This window comes from Paenibacillus sp. W4I10 (assembly GCF_030816325.1).
In the GTDB taxonomy this organism is placed as follows: Bacteria; Bacillota; Bacilli; order Paenibacillales; family Paenibacillaceae; genus Paenibacillus; species Paenibacillus amylolyticus_B.
Genome location: NZ_JAUSXX010000001.1, coordinates 4,783,549 through 4,807,030, shown reverse-complemented (window position 1 = coordinate 4,807,030; position 23,482 = coordinate 4,783,549). Strand labels below are relative to the sequence as shown.

Genomic DNA, 23,482 nt, shown 5'->3' with positions numbered 1-23,482 from the left:
CATAAGGAAAAAAATGATGATAATCGGGGGGAAATGATGTTAAAGCCAAGATTGACCAAGTACATGGTGATGATGCTGGTGTTGATGCTGAGTATTTCCAACGTAGGCTTGGCCGCTGCGGCAGACAAAGAACTGTCCAAAATTGTGGTTTCCAAGAATGAGATGTCGCTCGAAGTTGGTGATTCTGGGTCTGTTACGGTGACAGGGGTATATTCAGATAATACCTCGGCTAATGTAACGATTAGTACAACCTGGAGTAGCGAAGATACTTCGATAGCAACTGTATATAATGGTGCAATCACGGCCAAAAAGGAAGGTAAAGCGACGATTACCGCAGCTTACCAGGGTCAGAGTCAGACCGTTCAAGTGAAAGTGACAAAGAAGGTCAAAGCCCTTTCGAAAAACGTGCAAAGTCTGGATTTGCGCACGGGAGATACAAAAGAAATTATTTTGACAGCAACCTATAGTGACAATGAAACAAATAATGCAGCAGCAAGTACGGCAGAATGGTCTACCAGTGATGAGAAGGTTGCTACCGTTGTGAATGGTAAAGTAACTGGACAAAGCGCGGGTACGGCAGTTATTACTGCGAAAGTTGGCAGCCAAAGTGTGACCGTGGATGTTAACGTTGAAGTGGTTAAACGTGTAGATGTAGATAAACAACAGGTTAACCTGTTGTTGAACAAAAGTGAAAGTGTGAAAGTGACGGCTACGTATCCAGATGGCACAACCAAAGATGTAACTGATCTGGCGGAATGGACGTCCAGCAATGAGAAGGTTGCAGACGTTCTTAAAGGCGAAATTACAGGATACTCGGCAGGTTCTGCCAAGATCACAGCCAAATACGGTACGAAATCCGTATCCGTTGACGTGGATGTAGATCTGACCAGCAAGCTGAGTGTGGAGAAACAAAGCATCTTCTTCCGTTTGAGCGAGACAACCAAAACGGCTAATATCGTTCTTACGGCTTCTTATCCAAATAGCAGTGATGTGAATGTAACGGATCAAGCGACTTGGACATCGAGCAACGAGAAGGTTGCTACGGTATTCAAGGGACAAGTTACAGCCATTAGCGCAGGTTCAACAACAATCAAAGCAACCTATAGTGGAAAAACTGTAGAAATTGCTGTAGATGTAGATACGGCAAGATATTTGGATATCAAAGATGTAAATGACAAACTCGCCATGAGTGTTACGGGAGATAACAAGTCCAAGACATTGGTAGCCAATGCCGAATATATTGATGCCAGTACAGAAAATGTAACTTCCAAAGCAACATGGACTTCAAGCAATCCAGATGTCGTATATGTATCAAACGGCGATCTGATTGCATACAAATCCGGTACGGCTACGATCACTGTAGCTTATGGCGGTAAAACAGCTAAGTTTACAGTGAATGTAGACGTAGCAGACAAGTATGAGATGGACAAGAAAAAAGCATCGGTAGCCGTGGGTGGAACGACTTCTGCCAAAGTACTGGCGTTGTATGGTGAAACATCCAAAGATGTATCTGAAGATGCAACTTGGAGCAGCAGCAGCGACAAAATCGCTGAGGTAGATAGCAAAGGGGTTATCACAGGTGTTGCTACAGGTAAAGTAACCATTACCGCGAAGATTGAAGGCAAAACACTGACTCTGCCTGTTGAAGTAGGTATGGCTAGTGGACTGGAAGCAGATGTGAACTTCGTTGTTCTGTCTGCCAAAGAAACTCAGACGATCCTTCTAACAGGTACGGATGAGGACGGCAACACGTTGGATGTTACATCCGAAGCAACCTGGAAATCCAGCAATGCACGTGTAGCGGATGTGAAAAAAGGCGTGATCACAGGTAACAGCAGTGGTAAAGCCAACATCACAGCAGAATATGGCTCCAAAAAAGTGACGATCCAAGTTGAAGTGGATGTCATCACACGTATTGAAGCTTCCGAGCCGGTCCTTTCCCTGAAATCAGGCGATACAGCTGATCTGACGGTAACTGCCTTCTTGAGCGACGGTAGCGAGCGTGATGTTACGGACAAAGCTGAATGGAAAACGAACAGCTACAAAGTAGCTCAAGTGACCAAAGGTAAAGTCAAAGCTACAGGTTCAGGTAAAGCCAAAATCACAGCCAAATACGGTAGCAAGTCTGTAACGATTGCTCTAGATGTGGATACACTGAAATATTTGCAGACGGATAAAGTGACGTTGACCATGAAACCTGGTGAAAAGGTAACTGTGGCGGCTACTGCAACGTATGCTGATGGCAGTGAAGCTAATGTATCCAAACCGGCTCTCTGGAAATCTTCCCGTATTGCAACAGCATCGGTGAAAGATGGAATCATTCAGGCGAACGGCAAAGGTAAAGCAACAATTACGGTGACATTTGCAGGTGTGAAAACCAAAGTAACGGTAGTGGTTGAAGCGAAGTAATTGCTTTTCCAAATGTGACCGTGAAACGCGCAAATAAAAAACGGTGATGCCAGCTAATAGCTGGTATCACCGTTTTTTGGTCTATAAACTAGAGCATGTCTTCAAGCGCTAACGAATCTGAAACGTCATATTCAGGGATCGTTCCCTGTAGGTTCTATAACTACATCGTGTGAGACAGTACCAGCGCACCATAGGCAAAAGCGATCACGATCAGAATGGCTGGGTGCAGCTTGGTCTTGGTCATGACCCAGAGGGAGATGCCTGCAATGATCAACGTCTGCCAGATGCCGATGGAATCGGTGGATAGCTGCCCGAATTCCCATGTGAGCAGAATCATGAGTACAGCGATAACCGGCTGCACGAGTAGGGTCATGCCTTTGACTTTCGGTGACGTGCGATGTTTGTTCAACAGACGAAGTAATATAATTAGTGCGGTTGCGGAAGGCACGATTGTAGCAAAACTTGCAATAAATGCCCCGAACCAGCCTGCCACGTGATACCCGACAAATGCAGCAATTTTGGTTGCAATCGGCCCGGGAAGGGCGTTACCAATCGCCAGTACATCCCCGAATTGCTCTGTGGTCATCCATTGGTAATGGTTCACAATCTCTTCCTGCATGAGCGGAATCGAAGCCGGACCGCCCCCATATCCCAAGATGTTTGCTACGAAAAATCCCCAAAATAATTCCCACCAGGTTTGGAGCATCCTTAGGACACCCCCTTATCGGAATTGCCTTTGGACTTGAAGCGCTGAACCAGATCCAGATGGAAGACACCATATCCAAGGAAAACCGCGATCACAATCCCTGGATGGATATTCAGTAGTTGTAACGATACAAAGGCAATCACCCCGAATAGGGCGGCAAAAACTTTACCGAGTCCCTTCCAGGCTTTCATGGCAAATTCATAAGCCATCATGCCCAGCATGACAAAAATGACCGGCCGCACGGCGGCTACCATGCCGGCTACCACTTTCGACTCGCGCAGCGCGTACATGGAACCGAGCAGAGCAATAATGGCAATACTTGTCGGCAAAATATGAGCGAGTACGGACACGATCGCGCCCAGCACACCTTTGGTTTTATAACCAAGATATGCGGCCATCTTGGTCGCGATGGGACCCGGCAGGGCATTGGCGATAGCCAAAATCTCGCCGAACTCCTCATCACTGACCCATTTGTAACGCGTAACGGCTTCGTAACGGATTAACGGAATAACCGAAGGGCCACCGCCATATCCGAGAATTCCGGTCCGTACCATTCCGATGACGAGACCGTTGTAATCTTTCCAACCCATGCTGATTTCCTCCTAGAGTCTCATGCCCATCCGGCTTTTATAACGTTTCAACAATAGCTGTGATTCCACTTTGACGATACCCGGCATCTTATAGAGCTTCTCCAGCAAGAACTGCTCCATCTCTTCCATATCCGCAAAAATACCGTGCATGTGCAGGGTACTCGGGCCTGTCATATGATAAAGGCTGGTGACGGCAGGCTCTTCATCCAGTTTCTCCGCGACTTCATCCAGGAAGGGCGGTTCAACATCGACATTGAAAAAGGCCGAGACCTGAAGCCCAACTTTGCCAGGGTTGATTACAACGGTGAAGCGTTCGATGATTCCTTTTTCGGATAACGCATTAATGCGCGCCTGAACAGCCACACGCGACAACCCGATCTGTGTACCCAGGTCCGTATAGGATATCCGGCTGTTGTGGTGAAGCGCGGCGATGATTTTGCGATCCATCTCGTCCAGATTGTACATTTGTGGAATTTCTCCCCCTTTGGAGGAGCGTTTCTCTGACATGTTGACCATCCTTTTCTTTCGCTATATGAAATGAACAATGAAATTTTACTGAACATACAATGTGTATGTGGCATTCATAGTTTAATGACGAATCGTAACTGGAGTCAATCTATTTATCATGATTATTGAATTTAACCGATTTTGAGCCTTCATTTTGTCATTTCGACCAATCGGAAAATAAAAAGACCACTCGCACAGTCCAATAGCGAGCAGCCGTTAAATAATAGATAAGCTGAAGTGAAGCGCAAAGTGTGATACGAAGTATGTCCGGTTATGCTTGGGCTGTCTTGGGCAATAAAAGGGTAACGGTGGTCCCTTCCCCAGGCTCGGAAGACACTCTTAACGTTCCTCCTGCACCACGGGCACGCTCTTCCATACTGAACAATCCAACGCCATTCCCAGCAGTTGCTTCGCTGAATCCGGCACCCTGGTCTTCAATAATAACCATCGTCATGTCCTCAGCGTCTTCTATAGTAACACGTGCCTCGGCAACATCGGCATACTTCGCGACATTGGTTAAGGCTTCCTGAATAATCCGGTAGATGGCGATCTCCCGGTTCATCTCCAGACGTTTGCGCAAATTACATTCCAGATCAACTTCGATCCCGTAGTGACGGGTGTAATTCTCGATATACGTACGAATCGCCGGAACAACACCCAGGTCATCCAGAACGGATGGTCTCAGCTCCCATGCCATACCGCGTACATCTTCCATAATACCCGTGACCTGCTTACGCAGTGCTTCAACTCCGGCGTGAGGCTGTTCTGCCAGCAGTCGGTCCATTTGAATCACCAGAGAGAAGAGACTCTGTCCAATCCCGTCATGCAGTTCACGCGAGATCCGGCGTCTTTCCTCTTCCTGAATGTTCATGACCTGGGACATCATCTTCTGCAATTCACCTTCGACGGATTTCAGCTTGGTGACCTCGCTACGTACAGCCAGGTATTGATATGGCTCCCCGTCGTTATCGAGGAAAGGCACGATGGTAGTGTTGACCCAATAATGACTGCCATCTCTGGCACGATTGCGAATTTCCCCGTTCCAGACTTTACCTGAGGATATCGTCTCCCACAGGTTTTTCATAAAGCTTTTGCCATGGTATCCGGAATTAATGATTCGATGATCCTTACCGATCAATTCCTCGCGCTCATACTGCGAAATTTCACAGAATTTATCATTCACATACTGGATTTTCCCCTTGCGGTCTGTCAGGGCTACAATGGAGGATTCATCCAGGGCAAATTTCAGATCACTCAGTTGATGCAGGGAACCCTTCAACCTGCTGCGAAATTCATTATCCGTAATGTGATTATCGATTTCGTTCAGCAGGAGGCGTACGGGCTGGTCTGCGAGTCCACTTAGTCTGTTCTTGCGTGCACTACTCAAAATTCAGCAACCCCTTTTTCATGGCAAACTTCACCAGTTCCGGTCGTGTGCGCAGGCCAAGCTTCTCCATCAGATTGCTTTTGTGGGATTCGACCGTTTTGACACTGATGATCAGATGTTCGGCGATTTCCTTGTTGGCGTATCCTTTGGCAATCCAGGACAAAATCTCTTTCTCCCGCTCGGATAACGTGTCATACGGTCCGGCGTTTTCCTGTTTGGCTTTGTCCAGGTATTCACTCATCAGCCGCTTGGTCGCACTTGGGTACAGATAGGCGCTACCCTCTGCTACGGAACGAATTGCGGCAAGCAATTCTTCATGCGGTGCACTTTTGAGTATATATCCAGATGCTCCCGCGTGGATGGCGCGGAACAGATATTCTTCATCGTCATGCATGGTCAGTATCAAAATGGAGACATCCGGCATCAATTTCTTCAATTCAGCGGTAGCGGTCAGACCGTCTTTGCCTGGTGGCATGCTGAAATCCATCAAGACTACGTCTGGTTTCAACTCTTGAGCCTTGGCAATGGCTTCATCGCCATCTGCGGCATCTCCAACGATATGTATATCATTCTTTCCTTCAAGTAAGGCGATCAGCCCGGAACGCACGACAACATGGTCGTCTACAACTAATAGTTGAATCACATGATTTCCCCCTGTCCGCTTCCTTAGTTCTATCTATATCATAACAAAAAAAGAAGCCATTCAGAGCTTTAATCTCCGAATAGCTTCTCTCACGCTCTAGTTCAAACTTTATCCAAACACCTTCGGCTGAAGATGTAGAGCGACTTGCTCCGTCTGCCGGACCATGTCCGGTGAGAAGGTGCAAGGCAATCTGCTGCCAACGAGCAGCACGGCGCCAGGCACGCTTCCTTCCTGGAACACAGGTACCGCTATGGCACTTACCAGCCGCTCAGCAAGCATTAACGGGCAACGACCGGGTGTATGCTCCCCGGTGGATTGGGCATCAGATCGAGCTGTGCGTCCAGTCCGAAGGGCTGTGCCCACCAGATCTTGTCCGGGGCGCATTTCCATGCGTTTCACCCGTTCATTACTAGCCCCAGAGGTGTACTTCCAGCGTAGCATCGTCCCATTCAGACAGGCAAGTCCACAGAAGTCGCTGGATGTGTTCAGGCGCAGGCCGTCGATCATCTCCTGAATGCCAGATGGCAGTTCATCATGCATGAGAGGACACTTCCTTTTTCGAAATTATAACGTACGTGACGTGTAATTATTATCATTAACCTTTTAGGATCATCTTAAAGTAAGGGTATTACAATGTTAGTTCTATTGTAGACCCTTTCTCGTACGTTGTAATTCAGGGAAAACCCCTATTTCCGTTCTATAATTTACTGAACATGGGCAGTGGAGGGCTCCTGATTCAGGTGCACCAAGGGATTGAAGAAATGCGAAGGATGAGGCATATCGGTGAAATGTGACTTTTCTCACAGCAAATTCAGGGAGTTTCTCGATAAGGATCAGGTAATCCCCCGATAACCCTCGCGCTACTTTCGCGGTATGATGGATACATAAGGAATCACCGAGGGGGACGAAGGTTATGGGTACAGTATTTGTAGAAAGAACAACCCAAAGAGCAGAGCAGAAACAAACGGAGGCGGGCAAAATGACACGGGAAACAGGCGGAATCCTTTCGTTCGTTACACCTGAGCAATGGGACCTGATTGAAGCAAAAATGCAGCCCAAACGGGTGAAGTCGGGGTATAGTCTCTTTCTCGAAGGCGATGAAGCCGGATATCTGTACTACATTCGTTCGGGACGAGTGAAAATGACCAAGTCGACGGAGGATGGCAAGGAAATTATTTTATCCATTCAGCAAAGCGGCGATCTCATCGGTGAATTCGGCGGCATCGGCGGATTGAATCATAGCTACAGTGCAGAGATGGCGGAAAAAGGGGAACTGGCCATTATCTCGCTTAGCGATCTGGAAAGTATACTCAGCAAACATGGTGATCTGGCCTTGAAATTCTTGCAATGGATGGCGCTGTCGCAGCGGATCACCCAGTCGAGATTCCGTGATCTGCTGCTCTATGGCAAGGCGGGTGCGCTCGCTTCGACACTGATCCGTGCCAGCAATTCGTATGGCAGGGTTACACCGGATGGCATTGTGCTGGACATGAAGCTGAACCATACCGATCTTGCTGAGATGATTGGAGCTACCCGGGAGAGCGTAACGCGGATGCTGGGGGCATGGAAGGAACAAGGTACGCTGGATATGATGGACGGCAAACTGATGATTCGTGATCTGGCAGCCCTGCGCTGTATGTGCGGATGTCCGACATTCCCAAGCTGTCCGGTAGAGCTGTGCCGACTGTAACATAGCTTGTTCCGGTGTGTTCCGAGTTGAGGGAAGAACAATGGTTGCATTCCTGAGGAACAAATTCGATTTGGATTCCAAATGAGGCTTTAAGGCCTCACCTCCATTGGCGATTGGGGTCGTTACGGAGTAAAAGAAAAGCTGGCGTCCCATATATGGGAGTCAGCTTTTTGTGTTTCTTTGAAATTGTTCACCTGCATATTCCTTTGCAAGAATCGAATATAGACACGAATCATGATATTCCCCTTTGTAGAACCAGTGCTCGCGTAATAGCCCTTCTCGCTGCATGCCGATCTTCTGCATAACGTTCTCGGAAGCCTTGTTGTTCGGGCGGCATTTCGCGTAGATGCGGTGTACACCAAGTGTATTGAAGCCAAAGCCTAGTAGAGCACTGGCTGCTTCGGCGGCATAACCTTTTCCTTGATAGGCGGGATTAAGGACGTAACCGATCTCAGCGTTCGTCTTTTCGATGTGAAGGCCAACACCACCGATCAGGATGCCCTCCTTTTTCAAGCATATCGCCAGTTCATAGCCTTCTCGTGGTTTTGTCTGCTGCATGTCCAACACAAATTCCACATAAGCTCGTGTATCTTCTTCGGTATTCGGCCCCCACGCTGTATGCTGTGTAACTTCCGGCATGGATGTGTAAGCATGAATCCTCTCCCAATCGGTCTCCCGAATCTCCCGGATGATCAGTCTGTCAGTCTCCAGTTGCATCGTTGTTCACTCCTATATCAATTGAACTAAAGAATATTACACTTGCCACTCCGATGACAGAACAACCTTCCGATCGCTGTTACCCCCAGATTTTTTTGATTCCTTTTTCAAAGGGGAAAATCCGGGGATAAAGGCGAACGCTCCGCTTCTTCAGGTTATTTCTGTCCTCTCCGTTTCTCGTGTAAATGTTTAGATCAATTATATTGTAAAATAAAAATAGCCCAATAACCGATTCATGTAAAGAATGGGTTATTGAGCTATGTAAGTATGTGGAATGCTATTGTGGTTGTTTACATTGAACTGCGGGATAAGTATAAGCCAGCTTACGGATAATTTCCTTTTGCCATCTCGTATCACCCAGGTTGGTTGCCAGGTTCAGAAGATCCAAATAATCGTCAAGCTGCAGGTCAGCCTTTTGCAGAGTTGTATTCATTCGATGTTCGTTCCCCTTTATCTATAAAATCGTAAAATCATATGCAGTAGAAAGTTACAAAGAGACAAGTTCAATAATGATAATCATTATCACGTTTATATATTCATTATGCAATGAACGCTGGCAAAATGCAATCCCAAGTCCGCATCGAATTTAACTTTTTTCTGAAAATAGGCTCATCCACAGCACATAGGGAATGTATACACCGAGATATGCGGACGGATACAAGAACCAGCCATTCAACAGGAAATGGTGAATCTCGGTAGTGAATGTGGTCATATGAGCATTCGTCGCATACACATCACCAGCGATAACAGTTGCCGCACTGTAGAAACAGAGTAGCGCAAGAATATGGAATACTCGGGTGACCATCCGGAAACGAAGAGCAACATAAACCATAATTAGCGGAACAATTAACAAGAGCAACAAAAATACCAACTTCATCATCGTTGTACTCCTTCGGTAAATGGAATTCTAATGATCATCAGTATGGGCCAATAGACTCAACTTCTAAACTTTTTCATAAACTTTACAAAAAGAAAGAGGAATTCAGCATATGAACAATTAAATTAAAGGAGGATAACCCAATATCAGGTAATTTGGAGGAGGAGAAAGGGAATATGAAAAAGGCGTTATGGCAGCACTGGATCGGGGCATTCCTGGTCTTTATCATGATGGCAAATGCACTGCTGGGGCCGGGTTCGCAAAGTCCGGTACAAGCTGCAGCACCACTTACGGTATCTCAGGCCATCGCTGCCCAGAGCGGTGGAGGAACAGCAACGGTTGAAGGAATCATTGTTGGACATGCCACCGGGTCACTTACCGCGAAGTTTACATCTCCGTATGCCAATGATTTTAATGTTCTGATTGCAGATTCAGCGTCAGAGCGAACCAACGCCAGATTATTGGATGTACAGATTCCCTCATCTTTCCGTTCGCAATATGGATTGGCGTCCAACCCCAGTCTTGTAGGCAAAAAGATCATCGTAACCGGAACCCTTGGTGCCTACAACAGCTATGCAGGAGTCAAAAACCCAACGTCCATCACACTTTCCTCCGGAACAACCAATCCTGATCCAGAACCGAACCCGGGCACAACACTGCCGGATGGTACCGGCAAGAAAGTATTGTTCGATAATACCCACGCCCAGACAGCAGGTGCTGCCGACTGGATTATTGACGGGGCATTTTCGGATTTTGCCAATGGTTTGCGAAACTCAGGCTTTGCCGTGGATCAGCTGGAACGCAGCATCCCGTATACATTCGGTGAGCAAGCCATCACCTATAATAAATTGAAAGATTACGACGTCTTTGTCATTGGCGAAGCCAACGTGCCGTTCAAAGCGACTGAACAGGCTGCGCTGGTGCAATACGTGCAGAACGGAGGGAGCATTTTCTTCATCTCCGACCACTATAATGCAGACCGCAACAAAAACCGCTGGGATTCTTCCGAAGTATTCAACGGTTATCGCCGCGGTGCCTTCCTGAATCCAGCCAAAGGCATGTCTTCGGCTGAAGCCGAATCACCAGCCATGCAGAGTGTGACGAGTTCAGACTGGCTGGCGACGAACTTTGGTGTGCGTTTCCGTTATAATGCCCTTGGAGATGTGAATGCATCGGATATCGTTGCACCTGCTCAATCCTTCGGCATTACGGCTGGTGTTAATTCTGTAGCCATGCATGCGGGATCGACGGTTGCGATTATAGACCCTAACAAGGCCAAAGGTTTGGTATATGTACCAAGTGGTGTGTCCAAGTGGGGCAATGCCGTGGATCAGGGCGTATACAATGGTGGTGGACGAGCTGAAGGAGCCTATGCTGCGATTGCAAAGGTTGGTGCGGGCAAAGCCGCATTTATCGGCGACTCTTCACCTGTGGAAGACGCTACTCCGAAATATTTGCGTGAAGAGACCGGTGCGACCAAGAAGACCTATGATGGATTCAAAGAAGTGGATGATGCAACGTTCCTTGTCAATACTGTGAAATGGCTCGCGGTCAAAGAGAGTTACACCAGTCTGGCGCAAGTGCCAGGACTGACATTGGATACAGCCACAAGCCTGCTTCCGATCGAAGCTCCGGCTGCGTCTACCGAGCCGCAACTTGAGCCATGGGCTGCACCTGCGGCAGGGTACAAATGGTATGACCCGACTACATTTAAGACAGGTTCATACGGCAAAGCGCAATAAGTAAAATAGACAGGACATCAAATAATGCGAGTAGGGTCTGACCGTGGAGTTTTGCGGACAGGCTCTTTTTTGCTTGTTATATCAGTTACAATGAAGCCCATGATTAGCTCCTACAGCCCTGCCATTGCATAAATAACTGCTCCGGAGGGGAAGGTATGGGTACTAATGATGCGGCGTGAAGCCCAACCCAACCAGAGGAGGCGGCGAATGATGACTCGGCAAGCAGACTGTGACAGTTCCTCGATGAGGCAGAAGCTTAAGGCAGACCTCCATCGTGTAGCAGAACGTATGAATCTGACGTTATCCCGATTTGACAATGACAGTGCCTGTCTGCTGGGGCAATTTGCAGAGATTCGAGCGGAGATCAAGCAGATCGAGGTGCTCGCCTCTTCGTTTTATCTGGATTGTTATCTGTCACCCTTTACCGAGAAGTTTGCCGAATTAACATCGAGCGTACAGCATCTATCTGACCGGAGATATGGGGCGTTGATTGTGATTGAACGGGAGATTCCGTTGGAGTCGATCATCCACTCAGGGGTGGCAGTGGATGCAAGAGTCACCCATGCGCTGCTTGAATCACTGTTCATTCCCGGTGCGCCATTACATGACGGGGCTGTGTTGATTCGTGGCAATCAAATTGTATCCGCTGGTAATGTGCTGCCGTTGTCGCAAGCGGAAGTGCATGAACGAAAAATAGGCACTCGTCATCGGGCAGCACTGGGACTCAGTGAATTGACGGATGCGGTTGTACTGGTTGTCTCCGAGGAGACAGGACAGGCTTCATTTGCTGTAGATGGCGATTTACATCCAATCAATGTGGTTGAGACGCTCCCTTAAATGTGAACGATTAAGTGGCCTACTTGGGGCGATTAAGATGAGGCTGTTGAGGGAAGCGTACCTTTCTCCTGTAAGGGAGAGAGGTTTTTCTATTGATAGACGATAAAATTATAATCTGAAATTTGACAGCTTTGCTCTCGCCATATGAGAAACATCGATCGATGTTTCTCTGACATTGCGATGTGATTTTGCACAAACTGGGTATTCATGGGTACAATAGAGGATGGTCAATGAATAGAGAACAATGCGATTGGATCGCAAAAATGGTTGGAGGAGACGGTTAGCACATGAGTTGGTTTGAAGCAATGGAGCATCACGATTATGAGGAACTGGTTCTGTGCCAGGATCGAAATTCAGGGTTAAAAGCAATTATCGCCATACACGACACAACACTCGGCCCTGCGCTGGGAGGCACGCGGATGTGGACTTATGCTTCAGAAGAAGCCGCCATTGAAGATGCCCTGCGCCTTGCCCGTGGTATGACATATAAAAATGCGGTATCTGGCCTGAATCTGGGCGGTGGCAAAACCGTTATTATCGGAGATCCAAGGCGCGACAAAAACGAAGCGATGTTTCGAGCGTTTGGACGATATATTCAAGGGTTGAACGGACGTTATATCACGGCCGAAGATGTAGGAACAACGGAAGAGGACATGAACCTGATCTATCAAGAAACCGATTATGTGACAGGCATCTCGGCGAGTTATGGTTCATCCGGTAACCCATCACCTGCAACGGCTTGGGGTGTATATCGGGGGATCAAGGCAGCAGCCAAAGAAGCATTTGGTACCGATCTGCTGGAGGGTAAAACGATAGCGGTCCAAGGTGTCGGCAATGTGGCGATGCATCTGTGCAAATATCTGTATGAGGAAGGTGCACATCTGATCGTTACGGATATCCATAAGGACTCGGTGAAACAGGCTGTGGATCGCTTCGGCGCAACAGCTGTTGATCCCGCAGACATCACTAGTGTGGAGTGTGATATCTATGCACCATGTGCACTGGGCGGAACGATTAATGACGATACGCTCAAAACGCTCAAGGCGAAAGTTGTAGCAGGCTGTGCCAACAATCAGCTGCTGGAGACCCGTCATGGGGATCAGTTATATGATATGGGCATCGTTTACGCGCCTGACTATGTTATCAATGCAGGTGGTGTAATTAACATTGCGGATGAGCTGAACGGATACAACGCGGATCGGGCGTGGAGCAAGATCGGAGAGATCTATTCCAATCTGGAGAAAATATTCGAAAGCTCACGTACCGAGGGCATCGCTACCTATGTTGCCGCAGATCGTCTGGCTGAGCGACGGATCGAACAGATGAAGAATACGCGCAGTACATTCTTGCAGAATGGCCACCACGCGTTGAGTTCCCGGAGATTGCGCAAGTAAACAGTATTGAATCATTACCAAATCTGTAAACGGTCTGTTAGATAACGGCAACGTCCATTCCTAAAATGGATAGTGTCGATCTAACAGGCCAATTTTTATGTTGTTATCCAAAATAAAAAAAAGAAAAACAGTGGCAATATCTCCCTAATTGATCAACTCCACTATGCATTTTTCCGATAATGTATGTACATCGTTCAGATGCAGATGGTTCAGGGAAGTGGGGAGAAGTGAAAATGGGGAAAAGACAAGGGGTAGCACACAGGCTTAAAAATGTGTCGCTTAAAATCAAGCTGCCTTTCATGATCAGTGTATTGGTTGTTTTGGTTCTGCTTGGTGCAACGACCACAAGTTATATGATTTCATCTGATGTTGTGGTCAGAAAAAGCAAGGATGAGATTAATGTGATGGCTGACCGCCTTGGGGAAGGGCTTTGGACAGCGATGCAGCTTCAGCAACAGATGAGTCATGCGATATCCGTACATAACACGTTCAAAGAACTCTTGCAGTTGCGTGATACGAACGAAATGACAGATGAAACCTTTTTTACAGATGAGAATCCATACTTCAATAGAGCGAATACGATTCTCACCGACAGTATATCCAACACGGTAGGCACCAAGCCGGACCTGTTTGTGTTTGACAAGGAAGGAACCATGGTGGCGGGAACCATGCCGGATGTCATTGGGCAGTCACGGGGAGATCGGGAATATTTTAAGGAGTCCATACAGGGGAAATCCTTCATCAGTGACGCGGTCGTCTCTAAGACTGGCAAGAAGCTCATTATTGTATTCTCGGAGCCCATCACCGATGAACAGGGGAATATACTGGGTGTGTTCGCCATGTCGGTAGACAGCAGCTTCTTCCTAGGACAACTGGGGGACATTAAAATTAATGGCCAAGGCAGAGTTGAAGTGCTGAGTCGGAGTGGCATCATCATGTTCGACTCACTGGACCCTTCGGTTGTCGGACAAACACTTGCGGAAGACAAGGAAGCTATGGAACTTATAAATGTCAAGGCAACGGACGAAGTGAAGATCACTTCGATGGATCGAGATGACATCTACTATCGTATTAATCAGATTCCTGAGGCGGATCTCTCCGTGGTCATTATTGACGATTATGATGATATCAAACGTCCATTAGAGGATATGCAGCACCAGATGGTTATCGTAACATTGATCGGAGTTGCTTTGGCTATTGGCGTAGGATTATTGATCTCTCGAAGTATTACGAGACCTATAATTCGTCTGATCGGGCTGTTCCAACAGCTTGCTCAAGGGAATCTGACCGTCAAGGCCAATGGTAGATATAACAGCGAATTCAAGGACCTGGCGGAGAGCTTCAATGGCATGGTGGAGCAGAACAGAAACCTGATTAGCGATATGAATAGTTCGATCCATGTTCTTCAAGCCAGCACTCAGGAGCTGGAGGAAACATCCAGACAGACGGCAAGATCCATTGATGAGACATCAGCGACGTCCATGGGCATCGCGAAGGCGATGGAGGCCCAATCGGAAGATACCGAGCAGATTGCAGGCAAATTCAACAGCTTTGGCGATAAAGTGGCTGCCATGAACAGCAGTGCCCAGGATGTGAAGGCGAGGGCAGATGAGATCGAATCTGTGTTCCACAACGGGAATGAAGTCGTCAATGAATTGATGCGTATTAATGAGGTGAACGAACGGGAAGTAGAGAAAATCTCGGAGATTACGGTCAAACTTCAAACGAGTTCGGGCAGTATTAGTCAGATCACTGAAGCCATCAGCCAGATTGCTAAGCAGACCAATCTGCTTGCATTGAATGCTTCCATCGAAGCATCACGGGCCGGGGAGCATGGCAGAGGATTTGCGGTTGTGGCAGAGGAGATTCGCAATCTGGCAGAGCAGAGTTCCCGCCAGTCCAAGGAAATCTCCAGCATTATCGAGCAGAATCTGGCCGATGTCGCCGAGAACAACCAAAGTGTTGCCGAAATTCACACCATCTCGTCCAGACAGGATGAGCTTGTCTTGCAGACTCGTCAGGCATTTGATGTAATTTTGGAGAAGGTAACGGTCATTAATCAACAGATCGCTACGATGGCAGGACAGATGCAGGAGATGTTACAGAACAAGGATGATGTACTGGAGTCAGCCCATAGTTTGTCAGCTTCAGGAGAGCAGGTATCCGCTTCGGTTGAAGAGGTAACAGCAACCATGATGGAGCAATCTTCAACGGTACAGCAGTTGGCCAACATGGTTGATACGATCGATCAATTGACGCAAAAGCTGGCCGAATCGGCTGCGCGATTCAAGGTGGAGTAAGGTTAGTTGAATAGGTTTAGAGGGAAGGAAGGCAAAAGGCACTCTGTATGAGTGCCTTTTGCTTTGTTTTTTTAGGGTCTCGATCAATGTGCTCTAGTCCATTTAGTGATCAAGAAGATCAGCGGTTGAAAGAGGGGTACTAAGTTACCTTTATCAAAATGTAATGCATTTCTGGTTCAGCAGCTTCATGAATTGATCCAGCGCACTGCTGACATACCGATCCTCACCGCGGACAAAGGTTGTCGTGGTATGAGTATAGCGATCAGCCAGATCAAATACGGAGAAATTATCCGGTTTCTTGTGAATAACGTTGCACGGCATAATGGTAAAAGCAATGCCTGACTCCACACAGCTGAGCAGGTTTTCCATCGTACTCACTTCGATGATATTACGTGCGGACAACCCTTCTTCCTGCAAAAATTCTTCGGTCATTTCACGATACGGGCAGCCCTCCGGGAAAACAACCCATGATACTTGGCACAGGCTTGCGGGTGGTGTATCCATCCGCTTGGAGATGATATGAACCGTGTCCTGCATCTCATATTCCACCTTCAAACCTTCCTTCACACAAGCCCCGCTGATAAAAGCACCATCAATCTCATAGTCCTGTATTTTCTTGCGCAGTACTCTGGGTGAAGTGGCGTTAACGAGTGAGATGGACACCTTCGGGTAGGTTATCTGATATTCATTCAGAATCTCCATAAAACGACTGGATGCCGCAGTTTCTACAATGCCGATTTTTAGCGTGCCGGAAGGCTCACCGGGATCGGTCATATCCTGCTTCAGATCATGCAAAAGGTTGTGAATCTGTGTGGCGTACTCAACAAACTGTTCTCCTTTGGAGGTCAGTACAACACCTTTGGGAAATCGGTTGAACAACTGGATTTGATATTCCTGCTCCAGTTTTTTGATGCGTGTAGTGACATTGGATTGCGCGTAATTCAGTTCTTTGGCGGCCTGTGAGATTTTGCCTGAACGCGCCACCGCGAGAACAATATCGATATCGGAAAGTTCCATGCTGTATCCTCCTGAACGTGGATTAACTTCAATTACTTCCGCAGATGGTGATGTTAGGTATCTCTCTGAGAGATACAACTATATATTTCAATCATTTTACGATATATAAGAGCCGCCGTACAATATCCTTAATGACAAAGAGAGTAGGGATATGACATGGATAACATAAATACACGTTCAACATTATTAAGCCCGGTGACAATTCATCAGTGGCAATTAAGGAACCGCATTGTGATGGCTCCGCTGACCCGAGGATTTGCTGATGATCAGAATGGGACCGTAACGGATGAGATGGTCGCTTATTATGAGCAGCGTGCGCGAGATGGCGTCGGACTGATCATTACCGAGGGCATTATTCCGAATTTGGCAGGCAAAGGCACTTATGGCATCCCCGGCTTATATACAGATGAACAGACGACTTCTTGGAAAAGGGTAACGGATGCTGTTCACAGACATGGCGGAACCATTATTGCTCAACTGTGGCATGTCGGCAGGTTGTCCCATTCCGATCTGATCGGAACCGTTCCACTGGCACCTTCCAGCCTTGCGGCAGAGGGAAGAGTGCATAAGCTGCACAAGCCGTATCAGATTCCCCAAGCGATGAGTGCACAGGATATAGCGGATACGATTCAGCATTTTCAGACGGCCGCCCGCAATGCAGTTTTGGCAGGGTTCGATGGGATCGAGCTGCATGCTGCACATGGGTATCTGATCGACCAGTTTATAAATGAGAAGACCAACCACAGAACAGATGAATACGGAGGCGACACTGCGGGTAGATTGCGGTTCCTGCGGGATATAATTGTGGCTGTGAAAAAAGAGATCCCTGTGGATCGCATATCGGTACGATTCTCCGAGAAAAAGGATGATGATGCATCCTATGCTTGGGCAGACAAAGCTGGAATGATTGATGCATATCTGAACTTGTTCCGCGAGACGGGAATTACGATCTTGCATCCCTCAACAGACCATTATGCGAAAGCATGGGAAGGGGAGCAGTCCTTTCACGAGCAGATTCGTAGTCGGTGGGATGGAATCATCATTGGTGTGGGGGATTTGGATGTTCAGACCGCAGAGCACGCGATTGGTAAGGGAAGCATAGATCTGGCTGCGTTCGGCAGACCGTTTATCGCCAATCCCGATCTGGTGCAGAGATTACATGAGAATAAGCCGTTGATCGAGTATGATGCGAATGCACATTTGCCTGTTTTGGTATGAACATAAAGAAACAAAGGGCAGAAGCCGATCCTGAGGATCGCTCTGCCCTTTGTTTACTTATGAAAAGGAATGTATTCAAAGTCATGTATTTTCCGTACTGAACAGTTCTGGGTATTCTATCTTGCTTGCTATAGCCACTTGCGGACGATGTAGACTCGAAGTTTAGATGCTCTTTGAGAATTCAAGTGGCTCTGTTTCGCTTTTCTTGGTTGAGCTTTTTTCGATATACCAGAGAATGATCATACACAACGCATAGAACAGACTGAAAGCCAGAATAATGATCCATACACTTTCCATGTCCATGCTTTTGATGAAAATGCCTGTCAAATATGGACTAAGTGTGTAACCCAGGCAACCTACGAATAACAGCAAGCCATTAAACCGCCCCTGATGTGTATCGGGTACACGCGAAGCAATATACAGATTGATATTGGTCTGCACGAGAATCTCTCCAATGGTCCACAGCACCGTGGATAAGGCGACGATGGAAAAATGGGGGAAGTAACCGAGCAGGTTCAAGGCTCCAAATCCGATTCCATAGAAGAGTGCGCCTGTGGCTATGGAGTTTAGGGCCGTTAATTTGCGTGTAGCGGACAGGATCACGGTGGTAAGAATAATGACGCTAATGGCATTGATGGTCATGACAGAGCCGTAATAGGCTGCCCCGTTCTCGCCAAACGAGTGATTCATCTGAAGTGGGAGGCTAAATGAGTATTGCATATAGATAAAATAGTTAAGAAATGACACAACGATGAAGAAGGCAACGAGTGGATTTTTCAGCAGTAGTCTGAATAACGGCGAAGGTGGTTGGCTCGATCGTTGTTGTTCTTGTTGTTGTCCAGCATGTTCGCTGCTTGTTGGTGCCAATTCCTTGCGTGTGCCGATCTTAACCTGGTTGATGATGATAAAGGTAGATATCAGAAACACGGTACCGATACTTATAAAGACGATGTTGACGTGATCCTTGATAAAAAAACCGGCGACCAGTGGTCCGATGGCTATACCCAGATTGGCCCCCAGATACATGAGGGAAAAGGCGGACTTTCGTTCTTTCTCCTCCGTACACAGTTGAATAATCAGTGCATTATAAGCAGGCCGGGTAATACTGATGAAGAACATGACTGCAATCAGAAGATAACCAACGGTAATGGTGCCTGACCAAAAAGAGCAGCTTATAATCATGATGGCAGACAACAGTTGGCCGATGACAATAATTGTTTTTTTGCCCATAAGATCGCTTAAATAACCGCCGAGAAGTACACCGGGTCCGCTAATCAGGGCTGCCATGGACACAAAGATCCCTGCACTGACCACATTCATGCCCATCTGTAACGTAAGCACCAAGGTAATCAGGGAGAATACAAAATCTCCTGTGCTGTTAATCGTTCTGGCTAAACAGAGATAATAGATATCGCGGCTCAGACCCGCGTAGGTTTTGAATAACGACAATAATTCCAGCCCTCCCCAAGATAACCGCCACTCCAGACCAAAAACAGTGAGGCTCATCCGTACATCTTATACGGTTTCAGCAACCGTCACTTCTATCTTGAAGCGATCGTACATATCCAGCAGAGTTTGACGCAATTCCTCGAACGAATCACCCTCCACGATTGCATAGCCTGATCGGGTCATGGTATCGTTTACGTCCCCGGCGCGCTGTCCCACTCGATAGGATACATTGAACTCAACGATGCCAGGGATATCCGCATAATCCTCTATCCCGGATATGTGTTGAATTACCCCTGCGCGTGAAGGGAAGCAGATCATGCCTGTGAATTTATGGCTCGTCTCCTGTTGCTTAAATTCATATATTCCAACTTCCAGATCAGTGACGGCTTCGAAGAAATCAACGCCATGGGTGTTCTTGATACAAGGAGGCATAACATGCGATCCCCCGATTCTTGCACCAATTTCTCCAAACACCACTTCTCCTTCCGGAGTCAGAAAAAGTTCGGCATGTGTTACGGACTGATTGATACCCAAGGCTGCAATGACCCGTTCATTGAGCTCTTTGATGTGATGGATAAAATCAGCTTCCGTGCCTTCAGGGAACGTAATACTGGCCGGAGGTTTCTGCTTCGTCGCAATATCCAGGCAGTTATACAGGTATTGGGAAACGGATGCAAATACAACCTTGCCCTTAGACACAATGGAATCACAATGAAACTCCGTACCGTGGATGAATTCCTCCAGCAAATCCCTTTGCTGTGCTTGTCTTGTATGGTGTAGATAATGTACCAGTTCATCCATGCTGGACAATTTGAACGTATTGATACTTCCATATCCGCTTAGTGGCTTCACAATAATCGGGAAGCCGTGTTCAGCAGTGAAACGAATATAGTCCTGTTCATGTAGGGCAATTGCAATTTTGGATGTCCGAATTCCACGCTGATGCAGCATTTGTTTCATGATCCATTTGTTGCGAACAGCCTCAGCCTGATTGCGCTGCATACCGGGGATCCCGAACTCGGAACGGAGTTGACCACCGATCTCAATCGCATTCTCACCCGGCGTTAACAAAGCTGAGATGGAGTGGGATTCTCGGATCTGCATCATATGCTCCCGGATGGCATCTACGGACTCCAGATGATCGACATATCTAATTTCATCAAAGAAATCCCTGAGCACCTCATCATGATGCAAATTATGCCGTTCAATAATCAGAATTTTCTTGTGATCCGCCAATTTCTGCAAAGGTTTAACGAAGTTTAATCCAGTAGGTAGCCTGAAATCAGATATGTATACAATCGTTTTCATACGCTCTTGTAAATCCCCTTTCAGCAAAATGCTAAAAATAGTAAAAATTCATTTCATAACATTATAACTCAATATTTTCCATTTTCAATACACTTTTTGGCGGGAAATATGAACGGAAATACATATTTGTGTTACGTTAAAGTGTTAATTGACAATAGGAATTTTTTGGTATACGATCTTTAGCGGATTAGAAATAAAAAGGAGGAAATAGAAATAAATGGAGATCGTTAAAGAGAAATATGCCATACTGGGAACGCTGGGAGACGATGAAGGATTCTTGACTTGCAGCATGCATATCGCGAAGAAGTTAGGCAACTCGGAACGTATCAAGCCATACCCTGAATTTGAAGCGGCTGCGGAAGACTTGAGATCAGGGATCATATCCTGCTTGCTGGTCCCCGGGGCGTATCCCAAGCTCAACAGCTTCATCATGGATTCTGAACTAGCGGTGTCTGAGAGCTTTGTGGAGAAGATTCCTGCGCTGGTTCTATCCGGCTTCCATGCGGTATGTCCCGATCAGATCGATATTATCTATCATCATCCAGCAACCACATACTTGTTATCTGAACTTGATACAACCTATAGAGAGAACAGCACCGTATCGTCCAACCCTGAAGCTTGCAGGAAGGTCATGCACAACACGGAGAAGTCCATTGCACTCACGAATCAGCTATGCGCTGATCATTACGGGCTTGTGACCTACAAAGTACTGCGCGAGGGAATCAATATGCCATGGGTATGTTTTACACAAAATACACAGAGGGTGAATACAGTCATATGAAAAGAATTGCTATTATACTGGATAAAAATTTGGAACCTGGCGCCGCAGCCAATGTGTCTGCCCTGTTAATGGGACAAGCAGCCCTGAATGAGCCGGGGTTATATTCTGATCAATCTGTGCTGGATCATAGCGGCGTTCAGCATGCGGGCATCCGATATAGTACTGTCATTGTGAAGGCCGGGGAGAATCAACTGATCAATCTGGCCAAACTCTGCTCAGATGACAGCGGGGGACTGAACCATGTTGTTTTTTCACAGACAGGTCAGTCGCTCAACAATGCCTTTGAACAATATGCAGTTGAGATTGCTTCGATGGAATTGGAAGCTACCAAAGTGGTAGGTGTCATTGTATGGGGCGAGGATGATCAAGTTAGGGCAGCGACCAAAAAATTCAGTGTCATGAAATAAGGGAAAAGGGCAGAGCGGATCTTTAGAGATCACTCTGCCCTTCTTTACATATGAAAGAATCGTTATAGAGGTTGTTCCAAAAGTCCGTTTTTGATTACGAAGGATGCCTGAAGGTATCGCACTTATAGATGCTTGCTGACGACTACAGCTTTCTTTTCCGTAAAGTAATACACCAAAGCGAGCAGCGGCATGATTAGCCCAATCAGCGTTGTGAGACTCCAGCCTCCGTTAGCATAAGACCAGCTTCCAAGAGATGAACCAATCGCACCGCCGACAAAAAAGATCGACATGAATATGCCATTCACACGTCCTCTCGCTTCACTTCCTAACGAATAGATGATGCGTTGACCCAGCACCAGATTTCCCGAGACAGCCATATCCAGTGTGATCGCCACGATCACAAGCAGGATCAATGCAAATGTGGAGTGGCTCTGGAACACATAAGCAAGACCAAACGAAGCAGCAGCGATCACCATGGCAGCACCTGTCAGAATACGTGTAAGTCCGCGATCAGCCAGTCTCCCGGCAATGGGAGCAGCAATAGCACCTCCGACACCAGCCAGTGCAAACCAGGCAATGCCTTGCTGTGACATGCCAAAATCGTTAGCCAGTCTGAGCGGAACCGTAGTCCAGAACAAGCTGAAAGCACCAAAGAGACTGGCCTGATAGAACGCCCGGCGGCGCAGCAGCGGCATCGTTCTGAACAGTGTGCCCAAGGACACGATTAATTGCCCGTATTTCAAGGTGGGTTCAGGCTGGCGAGCAGGAAGAGCACGTGATAGGAGCAGCATGAGAAGTGTTATGACAATGGCGGAGAATACAAAGACCGTCTGCCATCCGAAGAGGCTGGTGATAAAGCTTGCGACAGGACGAGCCAGCATGATGCCCAGCAGCAGACCACTCATTACATTGCCAACAACCCGTCCGCGCTGTTCCTCGGAAGTAAGATATGTCGCATAGGGCACTAGAATTTGAGCGACAACAGAACCTATGCCGATGAATAGAGAGGCAGTCAGAAATACAACAGCAGTGGGCGAGAAAGCCGCAGCAATCAGGGCAACAACCAGTACGATGAGGAAAAGAACAACCAGGCGCCGATTCTCGGTAATGTCACTGAGCGGCACGATAAACAGCAAACCAATGACATAACCAATCTGAGTCAACGTTACGATCAATCCGGCAGCGGCAGAAGACAGACCCGTTGTCATGCTGATCGGACCGATAACGGTCTGAGCATAATACAGGTTTGCCACGATCAATCCACAAGCGGATGCCAGCAAAAAAATAATCCAGGTGGGTACAGGTGCCTTCTTCACTTGTTGTCTCATATCCATGATAATCATCCTCCACAATTCTAAATTTGTATTCGCAATAAACAGTTAATATTAAAATCGTTAATTACTAAACGTTGTGTTCACTAATTACAAACATATAATAAACTAAACGTATAGTATTGTAAATAGGCTCTACATATTTAATGAGAATTTTAAATGAGGATAAAAA

At 47.1% G+C, this 23,482-nt stretch carries 22 protein-coding genes; 9 read left to right on the top strand and 13 right to left on the bottom strand.

From position 1 onward, the window contains the following. The first annotated feature begins 63 nt into the window (after positions 1 to 63). Positions 64 to 2,409, top strand: coding sequence for an Ig-like domain-containing protein (locus QF049_RS21545; protein WP_307540494.1), 2,346 nt, complete (start codon positions 64 to 66; stop codon positions 2,407 to 2,409). Positions 2,410 to 2,569: 160 nt separating this feature from the next. On the opposite strand, the gene chrA is transcribed toward QF049_RS21545, so the two are convergent. The 6 genes from chrA to QF049_RS21515 form a co-directional block, all read right to left on the bottom strand. Next, positions 2,570 to 3,115 (bottom strand): chromate efflux transporter ChrA, encoded by a 546-nt coding sequence (chrA, locus tag QF049_RS21540; protein WP_017691072.1) that lies wholly within the window; start codon positions 3,113 to 3,115, stop codon positions 2,570 to 2,572. Positions 3,116 to 3,117: 2 nt separating this feature from the next. Continuing rightward, entirely contained in the window at positions 3,118 to 3,705 is a 588-nt protein-coding gene (chrB, locus tag QF049_RS21535; RefSeq protein WP_307540492.1) for a chromate efflux transporter ChrB, read from the bottom strand. A gap of 12 nt (positions 3,706 to 3,717) precedes the next feature. Continuing rightward, a complete protein-coding gene (gene chrS, locus QF049_RS21530) occupies positions 3,718 to 4,212 on the bottom strand; it encodes a chromate efflux transcriptional regulator ChrS (RefSeq protein WP_036616550.1) in 495 nt (164 codons plus the stop codon). A gap of 271 nt (positions 4,213 to 4,483) precedes the next feature. Then, the gene (locus QF049_RS21525; protein ID WP_307540490.1) at positions 4,484 to 5,599 is read right to left on the bottom strand and encodes a PAS domain-containing sensor histidine kinase; all 1,116 of its coding nucleotides are present in this window, start codon (positions 5,597 to 5,599) and stop codon (positions 4,484 to 4,486) included. Then, positions 5,592 to 6,242 (bottom strand): response regulator, encoded by a 651-nt coding sequence (locus QF049_RS21520; RefSeq protein WP_017691068.1) that lies wholly within the window; start codon positions 6,240 to 6,242, stop codon positions 5,592 to 5,594. Before QF049_RS21520 ends, QF049_RS21525 begins: the two co-directional genes overlap by 8 nt. Before the next feature lie 108 nt (positions 6,243 to 6,350). Further along, positions 6,351 to 6,782 (bottom strand): GAF domain-containing protein, encoded by a 432-nt coding sequence (locus tag QF049_RS21515; protein ID WP_076332600.1) that lies wholly within the window; start codon positions 6,780 to 6,782, stop codon positions 6,351 to 6,353. Between the two features lie 373 nt (positions 6,783 to 7,155). On the opposite strand from QF049_RS21515, the gene QF049_RS21510 reads away from it, so the two are divergent. Beyond that, the gene (locus tag QF049_RS21510) at positions 7,156 to 7,932 is read left to right on the top strand and encodes a Crp/Fnr family transcriptional regulator (RefSeq protein WP_223868873.1); all 777 of its coding nucleotides are present in this window, start codon (positions 7,156 to 7,158) and stop codon (positions 7,930 to 7,932) included. A 162-nt stretch (positions 7,933 to 8,094) separates the two neighbouring features. Here the strand turns inward: QF049_RS21510 and QF049_RS21505 are convergent, their stop codons facing one another. The 3 genes from QF049_RS21505 to QF049_RS21495 all read right to left on the bottom strand — a co-directional run bounded on the left by QF049_RS21505 (position 8,095) and on the right by QF049_RS21495 (position 9,529). Further along, the gene (locus tag QF049_RS21505) at positions 8,095 to 8,649 is read right to left on the bottom strand and encodes a GNAT family N-acetyltransferase (RefSeq protein WP_307540485.1); all 555 of its coding nucleotides are present in this window, start codon (positions 8,647 to 8,649) and stop codon (positions 8,095 to 8,097) included. A 277-nt stretch (positions 8,650 to 8,926) separates the two neighbouring features. Then, positions 8,927 to 9,082, bottom strand: a complete 156-nt coding sequence (locus QF049_RS21500; RefSeq protein ID WP_017691064.1) for a hypothetical protein — start codon at positions 9,080 to 9,082, stop codon at positions 8,927 to 8,929. A gap of 153 nt (positions 9,083 to 9,235) precedes the next feature. After that, positions 9,236 to 9,529, bottom strand: a complete 294-nt coding sequence (locus tag QF049_RS21495) for a hypothetical protein (RefSeq protein ID WP_307540483.1) — start codon at positions 9,527 to 9,529, stop codon at positions 9,236 to 9,238. Positions 9,530 to 9,753: 224 nt separating this feature from the next. Between QF049_RS21495 and QF049_RS21490 the strand changes: the two genes are divergently transcribed. From QF049_RS21490 to QF049_RS21475, 4 genes are all read left to right on the top strand, one after another. Next, the gene (locus QF049_RS21490) at positions 9,754 to 11,268 is read left to right on the top strand and encodes a DUF6359 domain-containing protein (protein WP_307543366.1); all 1,515 of its coding nucleotides are present in this window, start codon (positions 9,754 to 9,756) and stop codon (positions 11,266 to 11,268) included. 207 nt (positions 11,269 to 11,475) lie between these two features. Further along, on the top strand, positions 11,476 to 12,105 hold the full coding sequence (cdaS, locus tag QF049_RS21485; RefSeq protein ID WP_307540481.1) for a sporulation-specific diadenylate cyclase CdaS: 630 nt from the start codon (positions 11,476 to 11,478) through the stop codon (positions 12,103 to 12,105). Positions 12,106 to 12,392: 287 nt separating this feature from the next. After that, on the top strand, positions 12,393 to 13,499 hold the full coding sequence (locus QF049_RS21480; protein WP_074093168.1) for a Glu/Leu/Phe/Val family dehydrogenase: 1,107 nt from the start codon (positions 12,393 to 12,395) through the stop codon (positions 13,497 to 13,499). 233 nt (positions 13,500 to 13,732) lie between these two features. Beyond that, positions 13,733 to 15,799: a methyl-accepting chemotaxis protein gene (locus tag QF049_RS21475; RefSeq protein ID WP_307540479.1), complete on the top strand. Its 2,067-nt coding sequence runs from the start codon at positions 13,733 to 13,735 to the stop codon at positions 15,797 to 15,799. Between the two features lie 153 nt (positions 15,800 to 15,952). Here the strand turns inward: QF049_RS21475 and QF049_RS21470 are convergent, their stop codons facing one another. Further along, the gene (locus QF049_RS21470; protein WP_307540477.1) at positions 15,953 to 16,816 is read right to left on the bottom strand and encodes a LysR family transcriptional regulator; all 864 of its coding nucleotides are present in this window, start codon (positions 16,814 to 16,816) and stop codon (positions 15,953 to 15,955) included. Between the two features lie 156 nt (positions 16,817 to 16,972). Here QF049_RS21470 and QF049_RS21465 point away from each other — a divergent pair, with 156 nt between their 5' ends. Continuing rightward, complete coding sequence (locus tag QF049_RS21465; protein ID WP_307540474.1) at positions 16,973 to 18,034, top strand: alkene reductase; 1,062 nt, start codon at positions 16,973 to 16,975, stop codon at positions 18,032 to 18,034. A 162-nt stretch (positions 18,035 to 18,196) separates the two neighbouring features. Here QF049_RS21465 and QF049_RS21460 read toward each other — a convergent pair whose 3' ends face one another. Beyond that, entirely contained in the window at positions 18,197 to 19,540 is a 1,344-nt protein-coding gene (locus tag QF049_RS21460; RefSeq protein ID WP_307540472.1) for an MFS transporter, read from the bottom strand. Positions 19,541 to 19,549: 9 nt separating this feature from the next. Continuing rightward, positions 19,550 to 20,791, bottom strand: a complete 1,242-nt coding sequence (locus QF049_RS21455) for an ATP-grasp domain-containing protein (RefSeq protein WP_307540470.1) — start codon at positions 20,789 to 20,791, stop codon at positions 19,550 to 19,552. A gap of 217 nt (positions 20,792 to 21,008) precedes the next feature. On the opposite strand from QF049_RS21455, the gene QF049_RS21450 reads away from it, so the two are divergent. Beyond that, the gene (locus tag QF049_RS21450; protein ID WP_036673091.1) at positions 21,009 to 21,572 is read left to right on the top strand and encodes a type 2 periplasmic-binding domain-containing protein; all 564 of its coding nucleotides are present in this window, start codon (positions 21,009 to 21,011) and stop codon (positions 21,570 to 21,572) included. Next, positions 21,569 to 21,979 carry a DUF2000 family protein gene (locus tag QF049_RS21445; protein ID WP_307540467.1) on the top strand — a complete coding sequence of 137 codons (411 nt, stop codon included), beginning with the start codon at positions 21,569 to 21,571 and terminating at the stop codon, positions 21,977 to 21,979. The genes QF049_RS21450 and QF049_RS21445 overlap by 4 nt, the downstream gene beginning before the upstream one ends. 122 nt (positions 21,980 to 22,101) lie before the next feature. On the opposite strand, the gene QF049_RS21440 is transcribed toward QF049_RS21445, so the two are convergent. Next, complete coding sequence (locus tag QF049_RS21440; RefSeq protein WP_307540465.1) at positions 22,102 to 23,313, bottom strand: MFS transporter; 1,212 nt, start codon at positions 23,311 to 23,313, stop codon at positions 22,102 to 22,104. Between the last annotated feature and the right edge of the window lie 169 nt (positions 23,314 to 23,482).